The 17306-nt window shown below is 46.6% G+C and carries 16 protein-coding genes; 8 read left to right on the top strand and 8 right to left on the bottom strand.

What is annotated here, in order from left to right:
• Positions 1-19 precede the first annotated feature (19 nt).
• The gene (locus DFP77_RS01595; protein ID WP_114410550.1) at positions 20-997 is read left to right on the top strand and encodes a helix-turn-helix transcriptional regulator; all 978 of its coding nucleotides are present in this window, start codon (positions 20-22) and stop codon (positions 995-997) included.
• Between the two features lie 30 nt (positions 998-1027).
• Here the strand turns inward: DFP77_RS01595 and DFP77_RS01590 are convergent, their stop codons facing one another.
• From DFP77_RS01590 to DFP77_RS01570, 5 genes are all read right to left on the bottom strand, one after another.
• Complete coding sequence (locus tag DFP77_RS01590; protein WP_114410549.1) at positions 1028-2188, bottom strand: GNAT family N-acetyltransferase; 1161 nt, start codon at positions 2186-2188, stop codon at positions 1028-1030.
• Between the two features lie 41 nt (positions 2189-2229).
• A complete protein-coding gene (gene aroE, locus DFP77_RS01585) occupies positions 2230-3030 on the bottom strand; it encodes a shikimate dehydrogenase (protein ID WP_114410548.1) in 801 nt (266 codons plus the stop codon).
• Between the two features lie 40 nt (positions 3031-3070).
• On the bottom strand, positions 3071-4015 hold the full coding sequence (gene hemF / locus DFP77_RS01580; protein WP_114410547.1) for an oxygen-dependent coproporphyrinogen oxidase: 945 nt from the start codon (positions 4013-4015) through the stop codon (positions 3071-3073).
• A gap of 103 nt (positions 4016-4118) precedes the next feature.
• Positions 4119-5057: a lauroyl-Kdo(2)-lipid IV(A) myristoyltransferase gene (gene lpxM, locus DFP77_RS01575; RefSeq protein WP_114410546.1), complete on the bottom strand. Its 939-nt coding sequence runs from the start codon at positions 5055-5057 to the stop codon at positions 4119-4121.
• Between the two features lie 81 nt (positions 5058-5138).
• Positions 5139-5702, bottom strand: a complete 564-nt coding sequence (locus DFP77_RS01570) for a TetR/AcrR family transcriptional regulator (protein WP_114410545.1) — start codon at positions 5700-5702, stop codon at positions 5139-5141.
• Between the two features lie 138 nt (positions 5703-5840).
• Here DFP77_RS01570 and lpdA point away from each other — a divergent pair, with 138 nt between their 5' ends.
• Complete coding sequence (lpdA, locus tag DFP77_RS01565) at positions 5841-7244, top strand: dihydrolipoyl dehydrogenase (RefSeq protein ID WP_114410544.1); 1404 nt, start codon at positions 5841-5843, stop codon at positions 7242-7244.
• A 237-nt stretch (positions 7245-7481) separates the two neighbouring features.
• On the opposite strand, the gene DFP77_RS01560 is transcribed toward lpdA, so the two are convergent.
• The gene (locus tag DFP77_RS01560; RefSeq protein WP_114410543.1) at positions 7482-7835 is read right to left on the bottom strand and encodes a hypothetical protein; all 354 of its coding nucleotides are present in this window, start codon (positions 7833-7835) and stop codon (positions 7482-7484) included.
• A 211-nt stretch (positions 7836-8046) separates the two neighbouring features.
• On the opposite strand from DFP77_RS01560, the gene DFP77_RS01555 reads away from it, so the two are divergent.
• The 4 genes from DFP77_RS01555 to DFP77_RS01540 are packed head-to-tail and all read left to right on the top strand — an operon-like array spanning position 8047 to position 12281.
• On the top strand, positions 8047-9024 hold the full coding sequence (locus DFP77_RS01555) for a dihydrodipicolinate synthase family protein (RefSeq protein WP_220235512.1): 978 nt from the start codon (positions 8047-8049) through the stop codon (positions 9022-9024).
• Between the two features lie 4 nt (positions 9025-9028).
• A complete protein-coding gene (locus tag DFP77_RS01550) occupies positions 9029-9979 on the top strand; it encodes a 4-hydroxyproline epimerase (protein ID WP_309477149.1) in 951 nt (316 codons plus the stop codon).
• Positions 9976-11226 (top strand): NAD(P)/FAD-dependent oxidoreductase, encoded by a 1251-nt coding sequence (locus tag DFP77_RS01545; protein WP_114410541.1) that lies wholly within the window; start codon positions 9976-9978, stop codon positions 11224-11226. Before DFP77_RS01550 ends, DFP77_RS01545 begins: the two co-directional genes overlap by 4 nt.
• 35 nt (positions 11227-11261) lie before the next feature.
• A complete protein-coding gene (locus DFP77_RS01540; RefSeq protein ID WP_114410540.1) occupies positions 11262-12281 on the top strand; it encodes an Ldh family oxidoreductase in 1020 nt (339 codons plus the stop codon).
• Between the two features lie 21 nt (positions 12282-12302).
• Here the strand turns inward: DFP77_RS01540 and DFP77_RS01535 are convergent, their stop codons facing one another.
• Positions 12303-12974, bottom strand: coding sequence for a GntR family transcriptional regulator (locus DFP77_RS01535; RefSeq protein ID WP_114410613.1), 672 nt, complete (start codon positions 12972-12974; stop codon positions 12303-12305).
• A 373-nt stretch (positions 12975-13347) separates the two neighbouring features.
• On the opposite strand from DFP77_RS01535, the gene DFP77_RS01530 reads away from it, so the two are divergent.
• Both DFP77_RS01530 and gabT read left to right on the top strand, forming a co-directional pair.
• Positions 13348-14814, top strand: a complete 1467-nt coding sequence (locus DFP77_RS01530) for an NAD-dependent succinate-semialdehyde dehydrogenase (protein WP_114410539.1) — start codon at positions 13348-13350, stop codon at positions 14812-14814.
• A gap of 96 nt (positions 14815-14910) precedes the next feature.
• Entirely contained in the window at positions 14911-16188 is a 1278-nt protein-coding gene (gene gabT, locus DFP77_RS01525; protein ID WP_114410538.1) for a 4-aminobutyrate--2-oxoglutarate transaminase, read from the top strand.
• A 76-nt stretch (positions 16189-16264) separates the two neighbouring features.
• Here the strand turns inward: gabT and DFP77_RS01520 are convergent, their stop codons facing one another.
• A complete protein-coding gene (locus DFP77_RS01520) occupies positions 16265-17248 on the bottom strand; it encodes a TRAP transporter substrate-binding protein (RefSeq protein ID WP_114410537.1) in 984 nt (327 codons plus the stop codon).
• Positions 17249-17306: the final 58 nt, after the last annotated feature.

The raw sequence follows: 17306 nt of genomic DNA, 5'->3' as shown, positions 1-17306 counted from the left end.
ACAACGAAAGGAGAATCTCATGCGAGCCAGCCGAATACTCAAAATGCTGATGATGTTGCAAACCCACGAGAAGGTCACGGCTGCAGAATTGGCTGACGCTTGTGAAACCTCTATTCGTACGGTTTATCGGGATATCGAAGCACTTAGCGCCATTGGTGTCCCCGTCTACAGCGAACAAGGAGTGCAAGGTGGCTATCGGTTGTTACAAGGTTATCGCACCCGTTTGAACGGACTTTCCGCCAAAGAAGCGGAAACACTGTTTTTAGCCGGGTTGTCTGGTCCTGCGCAAAAAATGGGGATAGACACCCTCCTTGCGGATGCTCAATTAAAGTTAAAGGCCGCCTTACCAGAAAACATACGACCAGAAATCGACCGCTTACAAAGTCGATTTTTGCTGGATGCGCCCAATTGGTTTTCTGACGATGAAAAAGTCACTTACTTGCCAGACTTAATGACTGCGGTATTAGAACAACGCTGTGTTGTCATGCAATATCAAAGTTGGAAAGGCGAAATTAATCGCCAGCTACAACCTCTGGGCATCGTTTTAAAAGGCGGGCAGTGGTATTTGCTCGCACAGGTAGACAATGACGTGCGGACATACAGAGTCTCTCGTATTGAATCATTAACCTTACTAGATGAAATATTCGAACGCCCCAAAGACTTTAATTTAACGGCATTTTGGCAAGACAGTTTACGCCGAATGGAAGTAATGCAGTTTCCTATTATTGCCGAGGTACGTTTAACGTCACTCGGCAGGAAAATCATGCAACACGTTTGCTCTTCCTATGCGGTGAATCAAGCTCAGATAGAACCAATAGATGATTCGGGTTGGCATAATGCTAGATTTCCAGTGGGAGACACGCCGTACGGTTGTACTGAACTGCTGCGTTTTGGAGCAGAACTGGAAGTGATAGGCCCGCCAGAACTGCGGGCAGAAATGGAGAAAATGGTGTCATCCTTGGCAGTGCTATATCAGAGAAATGCTTCTCCAAATTAAGCAAATTTCCTACCGAGCCATTGGCAGTAATCAGCTTTCCTGCTTAAACGGCAACAGTGTATGGGTATCTTGATGGTACTCACGCACAGCTTGCGCTTCTTCTTCACAGAAGTTGCCAATGGCTTCGCGGAAACCCTCATGGGCGATGTAGTGGACGCTGTGGCTAAATACTGGTTCGAATCCACGGGCGATTTTGTGTTCCCCTTGGGTGCCAGGATCAAAATGCTGTAACCCTTTTTCCAAGCAAAACTCGATACCCTGGTAGTAACAAGCCTCAAAATGCAAGCAATCGACTTCTTCCATACAGCCCCAATAGCGGCCATACAAGGAATGATCGTCGAAGAAGCACCATGACGCCGCAATGGCTTCGTAACCCCTGAAAGCTTGCACCAAGAGGATTTGATCGCCCATATTCTGAGCTAACTGACCGAAAAATTCTCGAGTTAAATAACCTTGCTGTCCACGTTTAGCGTAAGTGGATTGATAACACAGATAAAAGAAATCGATGTCCGCTGTGGTTAAATCTTTGCCGATGGTGCGAGTCAGTGTAATGCCTTCTTTGGCGACTTTTTCTCGCTCCTTACGTGCCGTTTTGCGTTTACGGCTAGAGAAGTGAGATAAGTAATCTTCCATATCTTTGTAATCACGATTGAACCAATGAAACTGACAGGAAATGCGGTGCAGCAGATCTTTGTTTGGTGCGAACAACGCCGCGTGTTCTGGCTTGGTAAATAACAGATGCCAGCTTGAAAACGCACGTTCTTGGTTGGCTTGGGTCATTAATTCAGCAAGGGCTGGGTACAGATGAGAAAACTCAGCGTCATCACCTTTGGGGTCTAGATGAGAGAAGATACGTAAACCCGTTACTGGGGAAAAAGGAATTGCCCAGATACGTTTAGGGAAGTAACGCATGCCGTAACGCTGGTAGGCATCCGCCCAAGACCAATCGAAAACAAATTCACCTTGGGAGTGGGTTTTCAAATAGGTTGGGGCGATGGCAAGAGGGCTGTCATCATCGTTCATTACAAGCAAATATTCAGGGTACCAACCAGTTCCGTCGCCAATACTTTTGCTTTGTTCTAACGCTTGATGAAAAGCAAATTGCGCAAACGGGTATCGCGTTTCTCCAATAGCCTCTTGCCATTTGGCTTCGCCTATTTGATCAACCGAACTGAACCATTGCGCTTTCATACTGCTTTCCTTTCTATCGCTGATTGCCAATACCGCTAGATTTACATCTGTTGGCGCATTACCTCAACTAAACTGGCCGTTTCAGGGCGAATTTGTCGCCACAAATAAAAGGCTTCTGCGGCTTGGCCTACGAGCATACCAAGACCATCAGCACCATCGGCACCATGCTCATGGGCCCACTGTAGAAAGATGGTGCGCCCTTTGGCATACATCATGTCGTAGCACCATGTTTCAGAGTTTATTAGCTCACCTTTTAAGGGTGGCAAACTGCCAGACAAACTCGCTGATGTGCCATTGATAATAATATCAAAATGGCCTTCGAGCGCCTCAAAAGACGACGCCAGGCAATCAAATTGATCCGCCAAGGATTGTGCTTTCTCAAGAGTGCGATTCGCAATGGTGACAGATTCTGGGTTTTCAGACAAAACAGGTTCAAGCACACCACGCACCGCGCCACCTGCTCCCAAAATAAGAATACGTTTGTCGGTCAAACTTTGTCCGTGGTTGCTAACAATGTCACGAACCATACCTATTCCATCGGTATTGTCGCCGAAAAGGTCACCATTTCGTCCCATCATCAAGGTATTCACCGCGCCCGCTTGTTTGGCGCGCTGGCTTAAGATGTCGCACATGGCATAAGCACGTTCTTTAAAAGGCACTGTGACATTCAAGCCTTTGCCGCCTTTTCCAAAAAAATCTCTGACTTGGTTTTCGAACTCTGCTTCATCACCAAGCAAGGTAGAATAGGCCAATTCTTGTTTTGTTAGTTCAGCAAAATGCGCGTGAATGCTCGGTGATTTACTGTGAGCAATCGGGTTTCCAACAACAGCGTATTGATCCACAATGTATTCCCTTGATAATTCTTCTAATAGTAAGCCGCAACTAGCGCGCAGCCAGCCACTCTTTTGATGTTAGGTAATAATCAGTTAATTTTGCTTCTTCACTGTTTGGCTCAATTTGATACTCATAGGTCCAGCGAACTTCCGGCGGTAAGGACATCAATATAGACTCAGTCCGACCCAATCCGCTCTGCAAACCAAAATGCGTACCACGGTCAAACACCAAATTGAACTCCACATAACGCCCGCGACGATGCAGTTGGAAATCTCGCTGCTGCTCTGTGAATGGCAAATCTTTGCGACGCTCTAAAATTGGCAAATACGCTTCAGTATAAGCATTACCTACCGATTGCATCATGCCGAAACAATGCTCAAAGCTGCCGTCGTTAAAGTCATCATAAAACAAACCGCCGATACCACGCGGTTCGCCACGATGTTTCAAATAAAAATACTCGTCACACCATGTTTTAAAACGAGAATAATAACCTTCACCGAAGGGCTCAACCGCATCGTAAGACGCTTGGTGCCAATGGATACAGTCTTCATCAAAGCCATAATACGGTGTCAGGTCAAAACCGCCACCAAACCACCAAACTGGCGCCATGCCATCTTTATAGACGATAAACAAACGTACATTGGCATGAGATGTCGGGGCCATTGGATTGTTCGGATGAATAACCAAAGACACTCCCATGGCTTCAAATCGCCCACCAGCTAGTTCTGGACGATCTGCTGTCGCCGAGGGCGGTAAGTTGTCTCCCATGACGTGAGAGAAGTTCACGCCCCCTTTTTCAATAACCTCACCACCGGCGATAACACGAGTGCGTCCGCCACCGCCATTCGGTCGATCCCAAGCATCTTCTTTAAAACGCATAGACGGCTCAACACTTTCTAACGTCGCGCAAATGTGATCTTGAAGAGACAGGAGATAGTCTTTAACGGCTTGGACATCAAGGTTCGTTACCGTAGCGGTTGAGCTTGCTGACATGAAATGCTCCATCTTGTGGTGTCGATTGTAGAGTAAATAAAAACGGCCTAATTATGTAGGCCGTAGTTTATCACTTAATAGACAATTTTCGTGAAGCATCTCACTAATAAAGACGGGATCCATCAGGACGCGTTCGCAGTAAATTAAGCACCCACATGTATTGTTCAGGATGTTTGGCTATCATAGCCTCCAACGCCTGATTCATTATCAATGCATCAGTCGTTTCATCTCCACTAGGAAAGTTCTCTAGCGGAGGAGAAATGAAAAGCTCATATTTGCCAGTTTCGGCATTGTAAGCGGGTAGCATAGGCACTACCTTTGCATTACTGAGTCTTGCCAATTTCCCTAGGCCCTTCATGGTTGCTTTGTTTGAAGCAAAAAAGGGCGTGAACACCGAGTGCTGGGCACCCAAATCTTCATCTGGTAAGTAATACCCTAAATATCCCTCTTTGATCGAAGACATATAGGGTTTAATTCCGGCACTGCGACAATAAACCCTCGCACCATATCGTATACGCTGTAAGTGAATCAGCCAGTTGAAGATTGGGTTTTTCTGAATACGGATCATGGCCACCGTTTTGTGACCTCTGACTGTCAACATCACACCCGCGTAATCAATGACCCAACAGTGCGGCACTAATGCAATTACATTTTGATCGCTTTCCAACAGAGGGAACAAATGCTCTTCCCCAGACATCACACAACGATTTTCGCAATGCCGCTTACTGCGCACAATTAGCTCACCATAAGCGATAAAAAACTGTGCTGCTGTTTCAAAGCTTTTCTTCAAAAGCGCCTCGCGCTCTTCAAGTGATTTTTCAGGGAAACATTGCTCCAGATTCACTCGCGCTCTTTTCAAAGCCCTGCTTTTGGTATGCAACAGACGGCATGCGATCCAACTGGCTAATTTATCTCGCCAGCGCTGAGGAAAATAGGCAATTAGTAGCGAAAAAAATACACCAATCCACGTCAACCAAAAACGTGGATGAAGAAAACGCCACTCAAAAGTGGGACTGTATAAATGCTTTTCGGCTGGACTCATTAAGCAAACTTTTCGCATAAAACATGGAAGCTTTATGATACATCAATCATGCCATGCCTGAAATTAGTATCTCGCATGGTTTTATAGATAACGACTTCGAAAGTCGGATAGAGCGTGATCAAAAAAGTCAGGCTGATTCGTGCCTTGTACCAGAATTGAAGCCCCATGCAGACAGGCAAGTAGTTGACTCGCCTGCATAAATCCTATTTTTTCAGTGGCTTCATTCAAACGCATAAAGACTTGAGTCAGCCAATCTAAGATTAACTGATAAAATGCAGCCAACTCAACACAAACCGCCTCAGGTAAAATTGGCTTGTTCGATGTCAGCATAGTACACAAACTCATATTACGCTGATCGACTATCTTGGTTTTAAAACCATCGATGAAACTATTCAACAGTGTTTTGGCGTCAATGTTTTCATCCTGCGGTTCTGGTAGTAGAGTCGAAAAATCTTCGGTGTAACGAGCCATCACGGCAGAGACCAAGTCGGCTTTGGTCGGATAGTGATAGTGAACACTCGCACTCTTGATACCCACCGCGTCGGCGATGTCTCGAAAACTAAACGCGTTATAGCCACCTTGCACGATAAAGCCTTCGGCCGTGTCCATAATTTTCGTTTTGGTGTCGTTTTTATCCGCTGTCATTTACTTATCTCATGTATTTATCTATCTAGTGATAGGTATTTTATTGACCCTACTTGAATACTCAAGCTATATTCTACCTATCTAGTGATAGGTAGAATTCTTTCCTACCTCATCAAACAGCCGGAGGAGGAGAATATAATGTACGATTTAGTAGTGTTGGGCAGTGGTCCTGGCGGGTACGCAACGGCGTTTCGAGCAGCCGATTTAGGTTTAAACGTCGCCATGATAGAGCGCCACAGGACCTTGGGCGGCGTTTGTTTAAACGTTGGCTGCATTTCCTCCAAAGCGCTTTTGCATGTTGCAGGTAAAATCCTGATGGCTGACGAGCCTGCTCATGGCGTGCAATTTGCCAAGCCGACTATCAATCTTGAAGCCATTCGACACCACAGACAATCCACCGTAGACACTCTAACCAGCAACCTTGCACTGATGGCTAAGGGGCGAAAAGTCACGGTTTTTTATGGTGAAGGCAAGTTTGACTCTACAAACTCTATTACAGTCTCAAAAGATGGTTCAGAAGAAAAAGTAGCATTCAAAAACGCCATCATCGCCGTGGGTTCTCGTGCCATTAAACTGCCCTTTGTGCCATATGACGATCCACGTATTTTAGACTCCACCAGCGCGCTACAGCTCGAACGTATTCCAGAGCACCTATTGATACTTGGCGGCGGCATTATTGGTTTAGAAATGGCAACGGTTTATCAATCACTCGGCGCGAAAATTACGGTTGCCGAGCTTGGCGAGCAGGTCATGACAGGCGCAGACAAAGACCTTGTGAAGGTCTTCGAGCAAGTCAACAAAGACCGCATGAGCTTTTTAACCAAAACCCAAGTGACCAATATAGAAGCCACACCAGAAGCGTTAAACGTTACCTTGAAGGACAAAGATGGCGAACGCCAGCTCGCTGTCGATGCAGTACTGGTTGCTGTCGGTCGCTCACCGAATGGCAAAACTGCTGGTATTTCAGACATTGGCGTCAAATTAGACGAGCGTGGTTTTGTATTGACTGATGATAAGTGCCAAACATCTGTACCCAATATTTACGCTATTGGCGATGTCACTCATGGCCCGATGCTGGCGCATAAAGCCTCGCACCAAGGCCATACCGCCGCCGAGGTAATTGCGGGTCACAAGGTCGATTTTCAACCGCTTGCTATTCCTTCTATTGCCTACACTTTCCCAGAAGTGGCTTGGGTTGGTTTAACCGAAACTGAAGCGAAAAAGCAGGATATTCCAGTTAAAACCGCCGTATTTCCATGGAGTGCCAGTGGACGCGCCATTGCCTCCGGCGTGACCCAAGGCAAAACCAAACTCATTTATGACGAAACAACAGACCGCGTCTTAGGTGCTGGTATCGTTGGTTCTCATGCAGGGGAATTACTCGGAGAACTGACCCTAGCCATCGAACTAGGTGCCACACTGGAAGACATCGCCTTAACTATCCACGCTCACCCAAGCCTCCATGAAACCGTTGGCTTAGCTGCCGAGCTCGGTGCAGGGACGATTACCGACTTGCCGAACAAGACAGCGAAAAAGGCTTAATGATTACGAGACTTTTGCGTGAGAAACCTATGTTTTCTAAATTACAACCTATTGATTTGTATTGTTTTTTTAGGTCGTGGCTTTAGCCCGACAAGACGAAATTTGTTGTAACGAGTTTTTTGTCGGCATAAATACGCGACCTACAAGATCAACGGAAGTGGTTTAGCAACACCCTCCTTCTCGGAAACGACAAGAATATTTTCTTATGATGAAACGCGATAATTAAGAAATCAGAGCTCAACTCACATAAACGATATGTTGCTCGTCATCATAACTAAAATTGAGAACTATCTGAATTTGGTTTTTCTCAAGGTGTAGCTTCGATACTAGATCAAACGTTCCTTTTTCGGCTTTTTCCGCAAAGGCTTTTAACTGCTTTTCCAGCATGATCCAAGCGACTTCATCCCTTGATTCATCGAAACTCTTATTGGCTCCAGAAGTCGTCCGAAGCCAACTGAAATACGCCAATGAATTCGTCTTAATATCCGCAGCATCACCAGCCTCCGAGACTATATAGTTCATACCACATAGGGAAAGCTGCTGTTGTAAATACGTTTTCCACTGCTGCATGAACTGATCTAAATAGGACAAACAAACCTCTTACAACTTATTAAACGTTATAGGCAAACATATAGAACACACTTCTTCAAAAGCCAGCAAGTAGAACAGTATAAATCTTTGTAGAAATCGCACCTATGCAGATAATTCATTGACTACTTTTTGCACTCGGTATATTTTGGATACAAAATCCATTTTTACTAATGGTCAGCAAATTCCTCCAATTTCTTTGAAAAGGTATCGAATGATGAGTAATGTAGTGTTAGATGTTAGTGTTTTTAACGGCATCATGCCGGCGTTGATGACGCCTTGTAAGGCGGATCGCACGCCCGATTTCGATGGCTTGGTGAAGAAGGGTAAGGAAATGATCGCGGCGGGGATGTCGGCGGTGGTGTATTGCGGTTCTATGGGTGATTGGCCTTTGTTTACGGATGCCGAGCGCATGGAAGGCGTGGAGCGCTTGGTGGATGCTGGTGTACCTGTAGTGGTCGGCACTGGGGCGATTAATACAAAGTCCGCAGTAGCGCTGGCGGCTCACGCACAAAAAGTCGGAGCGGCAGGCTTGATGGTGATTCCTCGTGTTCTGTCTCGCGGTACAGTGATTGCTGCGCAAAAGAACCATTTCAAGGCGATATTGTCAGCCGCACCAGATGTGCCTGCTATTATTTACAATAGCCCAGTGTATGGGTTCGCAACGCGCGCTGATTTGTTTTTCAGCTTACGTGCTGAGCACGCAAATTTGGTGGGTTTTAAAGAGTTTGGTGGTGAAGACGACCTTCGTTATGCTGCGGAGAATATCACCTCAAAAGACGACAGTGTGTTACTCATGGTCGGAGTAGATACCGCGGTATTCCATGGTTTCGTTAATTGTGGCGCTGTGGGTGCGATCACAGGTATAGGCACAGCATTACCAAAAGAAGTATTGCTACTGGCAAATTTGTCACGCAAAGCGGCCGCCGGCAATGCCGAAGCGCGAGTCCGAGCAAAAGAGTTGGAAGAGGCCTTTAGTGTATTAGCCAGCTTTGATGAAGGTCCAGAATTGGTGCTTTTCTTCAAATATTTGTTAGTGTTGAATGGAGAAGAGGAATACCGCTTACATTTCAATGAAACGGACGAATTGAACGATGCCCAACGCCATTACTGCGAACAACAATATGCCTTGTTCAAGACGTGGTTTGCCGATTGGTCTAAACAAGGTGGAGTGATTACAGAATGCAGGTAACACAATGATAGTTGTTGTCGATAGCCATACGGAAGGCGAACCAACCCGCGTCGTATTAGAAGGTGGCCCTGATCTTGGATCTGGGCCTTTAGCTGAACGAGCCAAACGCCTTGCGACAGAACATAAAGACTTCTATCGCTCATTAGTGATGGAACCCTACGGGCAAGAAGCCATGGTTGGCGCATTGTTGGTCGAGCCAACAAACCCTGAGTGCGTTACAGGGGTAATTTACTTTGATGCGGCGGCGGTCATTGGTATGTGTGGTCACGGCACCATTGGTCTTGCGGCGACACTGGCGCACATTGGCAAAATAGGCATTGGCACCCATAAGATAGAAACGCCCGTGGGCATTGTTGAAGTCACTTTGACCGACAGCAATACCGTCACAGTGCAGAACATATACAGTTACCGCTTCAAAAAAGGCGTTACTCTGAATGTAGAAGGCGTCGGTACGGTTGTCGGTGATATTGCTTACGGTGGCAATTGGTTTTTTATTGTTGATGACAGCCCAACGCCCGTATTACCCAGTAACATTCGGACATTGACCGACGTTGGTATCAAGGTACGAGAAAACATTTATGCCAATGGTATTGAAGGAGAAAACGGTGGCATTATCGATCACATTGTTTTCTATGGACCTGCACTAACAGACAAAGGGCACAGTCGTAATTTCGTCTTGTGCCCAGACGATGCTTATGACCGCTCGCCTTGTGGCACAGGCAGTTCTGCTCGCTTATCCTGTTTAGCAGCGGATCAGCGCCTCGCTCCTGGCGAAGAAATCTACCAAGAAAGCACTATCGGCAGCGGCTATACGTTGAGTTATCAGTTCTCCACATCCGCCAAAGTACCAGAAGGTGCTATCGTGCCATCGATTACTGGACAAGCCTTTATCACCAGAGAAGCCAAGATAATGAGCAACCCTGCTGATCCGCTCCGCCACGGAGTGTTACTATGAACTCGCAACACTATGATGTCATCGTCATTGGCGCAGGCATCATTGGAATAAGCACAGCGCTAAAACTTCAACAGCAAGGCAAGCAAGTCCTTGTGTTAGACAGTAGAGGCGTCGCAGCTGAAACTTCGTCTGGTAATGCAGGCGCGTTCGCCTTTGCGGATGTAATTCCTCTTGCGACACCGGGCATTATGCGCAAAGCGCCAAAATGGTTGATCGATCCTCTCGGCCCTTTGTCTTTGCGTCCGGCTTACGCACTGAAAATATTGCCTTGGATGCTGCGTTTCTGGCGCGCCAGCTGGAAAGACAAATACCAAGCCGCTTTAGCTGCGCAAGCCAGTTTAATGAATTTTTCAAAAGCCGCATTAGAGCGTCAGATTGAAGCTGTTAATGGCGAAGCCATGATTCGTCGCGAAGGGCAGTTACAGCTTTACGAAGGACAAGATGAGTTCAACGCCAGCCTTGCCGGCTGGCAGACTCGCCAAGAACACGGTGTGGTTTATGAGCTACTGCTCTGCCCACAGGCCATCGCCAAAATCCAGCCAGGCATTCACCCTAGGTTTACTCATGCTGTTTTTACGCCAGAATGGAAAAATGTTGTCGACCCTAAAATTTGGACAGATCATTTGGCCAATGAGTTTGAAAAACTCGGCGGTAAAATCGCCATTTCAGAGGTTCATGCTATTGATTTAAAAGAGGATTTAGTTGGCTTAAAATGCGATTCGGCGGATTATGAAGCCAGCCAAATCGTACTGGCAGCAGGCGCTTGGTCAAAAGCTTTAGCCCTGTCTATTGGCGACAGTTTGCCGCTCGATACTGAACGAGGGTACAACACAACCTTGCCCGCTGGTGCATTTGATTTAAAAACCCACATCACTTTTAGTAATCATGGTTTTGTGGTCACCAAGGCGGGCGGTGGCGTACGGGTTGGCGGCGCCGTCGAATTAGGTGGCTTGTCTTTAGCGCCAAACTTTAAGCGCTCCGAAATTTTGCTCGATAAAGCCGCTCAGTTTTTACCGGATCTGAACATTGAAAATGGCAAACAATGGATGGGCTTTCGGCCCTCTATGCCAGACAGCTTGCCTGTCATCAGTTACTCCAGCCAATCTAAGCGGGTGATTTATGCTTTCGGACATGGTCATTTAGGCTTAACGCAATCCGCAGGCACTGCGGAATTGGTTGCGGAGTTAATACACCACCAGCCATCAAGTATTCCACTTGAAGCCTATTCAGCTTTGCGTTTTAAGTGATTTTATACGCATTTCATTGAATCTTGGGAGATACCATGAGCGACAATATTACTCTTAGCCTAAACCAGGTACGTGAACTCAGTGAATCTGTGCTCACCAATAATGGCTTTAACGCAGAACACGCCAGTGCTATTACTGACATTATTTACACCAACCAGCTTGGTGATTGCCATTCCCATGGTTTGTATCGATTGTTTATGTGTGTTGAAAGCATTCGATCTGGTCGCGCCAGCGGCACTGCAGAACCAACCATTAGTGATGTGGGTCCTGCAGTTGTTCGCGCCGATGCGAACGATGCCGTTTCGCTGCTGGCGATGAAAGCGGCGATGCCTTTATTGATAGAAAAGGCGAAGAAGAATGGCGTCGCCGCTCTGGCGATAAATCGTTGCTTTCATTTTTCAGCGCTTTGGCCAGAAGTTGAAATGCTGTCGGCGGCAGGCCTGGTTGGTATGGCCATGTTGCCAAGCCATGCATGGGTAGCCCCTGCTGGCGGTAAACGCGGCTTGCTAGGCACCAATCCTTTTGCTTTCAGTTGGCCACGACATGGCAAAGCGCCATTTACCTTTGATTTTGCCACCAGCCAATTCGCTCGCGGTGAAATTGAGCTGTACCGACGCGCTGGAAAACCGCTTCCAGAAGGCGTGGCGATAGACAGTGAAGGCAACCCGACGACAGACGCAGAAGCGGCCATGAATGGCGCTATGCTGACTTTCGGAGGGCACAAAGGCTCTGCGTTATCCTTGATGATCGAATTAATGGCGGGGCCACTGATCGATGACCTAACCAGCAAGGAAAGTATGGAGGCAGCTGGGGGTAAACCAGAGGCTCCGTATCATGGTGAAATCATTATTGCGTTTGACCCTAATATGCTCAGTGGCGGCCATGCCGTTGAAAACAATGATCGCGCAGAACGACTGTTTGCCGATGTGATTGACCAAGGTGCACGTCTTCCATCACAACGACGCCAAGCAGCTCAAGTGTTTAATCTAGAGCGTAACGAGCTGGAGGTTCCACGGGCGCTTTACGAGGATTTATTGAAGCTAAAGAAAGGGTGAGCAGAATAGGGCAAAGTACGGTTACTGTGCCCTAGTTTGTTTAACGAATTCTATGACTTGATGTTTGGTATTTACCAGATGACGACGCAGTTGCTCTGTTGCCCCAAGCACATCGCCTTGACGCGCTAGATCCAACAACTCGTGGTGATCATGGCTGGCGCTTTCGCGTTTATTTTGTTTATCAATGTGCATGCTGACATAACGGTTAGCCTGCAAGGTTACTCGTACTAATAGTGCTTCCGTTAAATGACGTCCTGCCGCTTCGTACAATTTAGCGTGATATTGTCCATTTAACGGCCCCCATTCGGCGACGTTACCCGCTTGATAGGAAGCATCCATGGCTTCTAGCAATGTCTCGCATTCAGCCACTTGTTGCACTGTCATGTTTGGGATCGCTCGCTGAAACAGATCGACTTCCAGTAAAATACGCACATCAAAAATTTCGGCAATTTCTTCCAGTGAATGTTGAGTCACAGTCGCGCCACGATTATTCTGGAAAACCACTAAGCCTTCAGCATCAAGACGCTTTAAGGCCTCTCGGATGGGCATCCGCGAGACATCGTATTCTTCTGCTAATAATTCCTGACGAATCAACTCGCCTTCAGCAAGATCGCCAGACAAAATTCGCTGACGTAAATCCGCCGTAATGACATCGGGTAAGCTCTGACGAACAACCGCTCTTTTTTGCGCCAACTCCATACCCTCTTAATTTGTCCAGATAAACTGTTGTTACAGGCGAAACAGCCTTTAAATGATAACTTTATTATACTCAAAAATCGCCTAATGACGACGTAAGTCGTGCTTTTCCACCCCATCCCCTTAAAAAGTCATTTATACCCAAAGGGAGGTATTTCACGCTCGCCACGTCATCATGCAGAATCGATACAGAATATTGGTTTTGTCGCATTGACCTGTAAATGACAGTCAATGTTTGAACATCTTCAAACATTGAATTGATAGCTTCTCATTTTTCAAACTGTGCCCATTGCCTACTATCGATAGACATTGACAGTGCGGCACTGTGACGCGCACTCACCATCCTCCGCAATATAGTCTGGAGTGTTTTATGACAGCAATACTATCTCAACCTTCTCTACTAAAAAGTCACTCGTACATTGGTGGCGAATGGGTAGCAGCTAAATCTGGCAAGACCTTCGCTATTACCAATCCTGCCAACGGTGATCATATTATCGATGTTGCGGATTTAGGCGCAGACGAGACAACACAAGCGGTTGAAGCAGCCGAAAAAGCACAGAAAGAATGGCAGGGCCGCACGGCGAAAGAGCGTGCAACCTTATTACGTCGTTGGAACCAGCTAATTTTAGACAACCAAGACGATTTAGCGACCTTGATGACCTTGGAACAAGGTAAACCGTTTGCGGAAGCGAAGGGCGAAGTCGGTTATGGCGCGTCTTTTATTGATTGGTTTGCTGACGAAGCTCGCCGCCTGAACGGCGATGTAATTCCAACCTTCGCCAAGGACAAGCGCGTATTGACCATCAAACAGCCAATAGGTGTTGTCGCAGCCATCACGCCTTGGAACTTCCCAATCGCCATGATTACGCGTAAAGCGGGTCCTGCGCTTGCAGCAGGTTGTGCAATTGTGATCAAGCCTTCTGACGAAACGCCTTTGTGCGCCTTGGCATTAGCAGAATTAGCGCATCAGGCAGGCATTCCAGCGGGCGTTTTGAACGTAGTGGTTGGTAAAGACGCAAAAGCCATTGGCGGCGTATTAACAGGCAACCCAACGGTGCGTAAGTTGTCTTTCACAGGTTCTACACCAGTCGGTAAATTATTGCTTTCTCAGTGCGCACAAACGGTGAAACGTACATCAATGGAATTAGGCGGCAACGCACCTTTCATCGTATTTGATGATGCAGACCTAGACGCTGCAGTCGAAGGCGCGATCGCTTCTAAATATCGTAACGCCGGCCAAACCTGTGTTTGTGCAAACCGCATCTTGGTACAAGAAGGTGTGTACGATGCCTTCGCAGAGAAACTAGCCAAACGTGTTGCGACGTTTAAAACTGGCGATGGTTTTGCTGAAGGCGTCAATATTGGCCCACTGATCAATCCAGCTGCGATCAGTAAAGTGGAACAGCTTGTTGGTGATGCAGTAGCAAAAGGTGCGAAAGCGCTAATCGGTGGTTCCAAAGCCACGGCTGCTGGCGCGCAGTTCTTCGAGCCAACTATTTTGACAGGTGTAACGGAAGAGATGGACATTTTCTCTAACGAAATTTTTGGTCCAGTTGCGCCATTGTTTAAATTTAAAACCGAAGACGAAGCCGTTGCCATGGCGAACAATACCCCATTTGGCTTGGCATCTTACTTCTATTCCCAAAATATCGCGCGTATCTGGCGTGTATCTGAAGCATTGGAATACGGCATGGTTGGCATCAACGAAGGAATTATTTCTAGTGAAGTCGCGCCATTCGGCGGTGTGAAAGAGTCAGGCAGTGGCCGTGAAGGCTCTCAGTACGGCATCGACGAATATGTGGAAATCAAATACTTGTGCATGGGCGGCTTGGCGTAAGGCTTTACCTTACTCAACCACTCTTATCGTTAACTCTTAGGCGGTGCTAACGCCGCTTCATGTACATAGAGCTTGCTCTAAAAGGTGAAAGACAATATGAACAATGCAGATCTACAGAAACGCAAAGAAAGTGCTATTGCTCGTGGGCAAGGCAACATGGCGCCAGTTTATGTTGACCGCGCTCTAAACGCAGAAATCTGGGACGTGGAAGGCAAGCGTCACATCGATTTTGGTGCAGGAATCGCAGTAGTAAATACGGGCCATAACCATCCAAAAGTAAAGGCAGCGGTACAAGCACAACTTGAGCGCTTCACTCACACTTGTGTGATGGTTAGTCCATACGAATCAGCGGTAGCATTGGCTGAGAAGCTAAACGCAGCGGCACCAGGTAACACTCCGAAAAAATCCATCTTCGTTACCACAGGTGCCGAAGCGGTGGAAAACTGTGTGAAGATTGCCCGTGCTTACACTGGTCGTCCGGGCATTATTGCTTTCAACGGTGGCTTCCACGGTCGTACGAACATGACCATGGGTCTGACAGGTAAAGTGAACCCTTACAAAATTGGTTTTGGCCCTTTCCCAAGCGATATTTTCCATATCCCTTACCCAAATGATTACTTGGGCATTACCGAAGAGCAAGCACTTGCTGACCTTCAAATGCGCTTCACTTGCGACATTGAGCCTTCTCGCGTTGCGGCAATCATCATCGAGCCAGTACAAGGCGAGGGCGGTTTTTACATGGCTTCAGCAAGCTTTATGCAGAAGCTACGTAAACTGTGTGACGAACATGGCATTTTGTTAATTCTTGATGAAATTCAAGCAGGCTTCGCGCGTACAGGCACTATGTTTTGTCACGAGCAAGCAGGCATTGAGGCTGACTTGATGACAGCAGCAAAAGGCATCGCGGGAGGTTTCCCAATCGCAGCTGTGGTTGGTAAAGCAGACATTATGGACGCACCAATTCCTGGCGGCTTAGGCGGCACTTATGGCGGCTCTCCAGTGGGCTGTGCGGCCGGTCTTGCGGTATTTGATGTTATCGAAGAAGAGAAACTATGCGACCGAGCAGTAGAAGTAGGTGCTCACTTCGTTAAGCACTTAGAAGAAATGCAAACTGAGTACCCAAGCATTATTGGTGATATCCGTAATGCGGGCGCGATGATCGCAGTGGAATTTGTACACGATGGCGATGTGAACAAACCTTACCCTGAACTTGCTAAAAAGCTATCTGCAAAAGCCGCAGAAAATGGTCTAGTTCTACTTTCTTGCGGTATTCGCGGCAACGTTATTCGCTTCTTACCTGCTTTGACCATCGAGATGGACATCATCGACGAAGGCATGGAAATCTTTAAACGCTGCTTTAAAGAGCTTGTATAAGCTTTAACGTGCAAACAAAAATGCAGCTCAGAATCATCTGAGCTGCATTTTTTCGTGCTATCAAAAGTACTGTTTGTTAATGAGTTTTATAGTCACTAATCATCTTCTGTAGCTGCACCACTCGTTCAAAAGGCACACCTTTTACTTGTTGGTTCATCGTCGCCACAGATGCTTTAAAGGTTAGCAACTCTTCTGCTGTGGGCTCATAGACTTCTATGCCAGCTTCAACCAAGGCTTTATGATGATTCTGTTCTGAAGCTTTTACCCATTCAAAAACTTCTTTTTGCGCGGCAAGCGACATGGCCGTAAACTGCTCTTTTTCAGCTTGGGTTAAATTGTCCCACCAATATTGAGAAGCCAACACCAAACGGGCGGACATAATTACTTTCGCGTCAGTAAAATACTTCAACAGCTTTGTATGGTTAAATATAATAGGTACCGATGACGTATTAAGATAACCATCTGCAATACCAATACGTAGAGCATTCGGCACTTCAGAAAATGGTATCAGTACACCATTTGCACCCATTTTTTGGTATATAGTTTGCTGATTTTCATCCAATGCTCTCATCCGTAGACCCGACATATCAGCTACGGTCTTAACAGGTTTTTCATCATTAAAAATACCTAAAAACCCTCCCGTTGGCACAACCGCTAATATCCGGACGCCTTCACTGGATAAGCGTCTATTTACGCTATCCATATAATGGCTGTTTACAAAGAAATTATATTGATGATCCATATTTTTAAAAATGTAGGGAAGCTGTAACACGCGCATTTCAGGAACAAATTGCGCAGCAGATGAGTATTGGGACATGGATATGTCTAACGTACCCGAACGAACCTTGGCGAGACGTTCACTTTCTCCCCCTACAGTATTGCGAGCGAACGTTTCAGTCTTCCAGCCTTTATCCCTTAACGACACCAGCAAATTATCTACATATCGATACGTGCCAGAATTATCGCGATCCGGAACGGTATCCAAAGCGATACTCACAGAAGACGCATGGGCCGTTAACGCCATTAGCAAAGTGGAGGTCAGTACTATTATTTTTTTCATATTGCAGCTCTAACTATCCTCATACCAGCAAGAAAGTAAAATTTACCCTTATCAATAT

The sequence above is a fragment of the Marinomonas foliarum genome, assembly GCF_003337275.1.
Classification (GTDB): Bacteria; Pseudomonadota; Gammaproteobacteria; order Pseudomonadales; family Marinomonadaceae; genus Marinomonas; species Marinomonas foliarum.
Note: the sequence above shows the minus strand (reverse complement) of the source record. Positions and strands in the feature narration are given on the sequence as shown.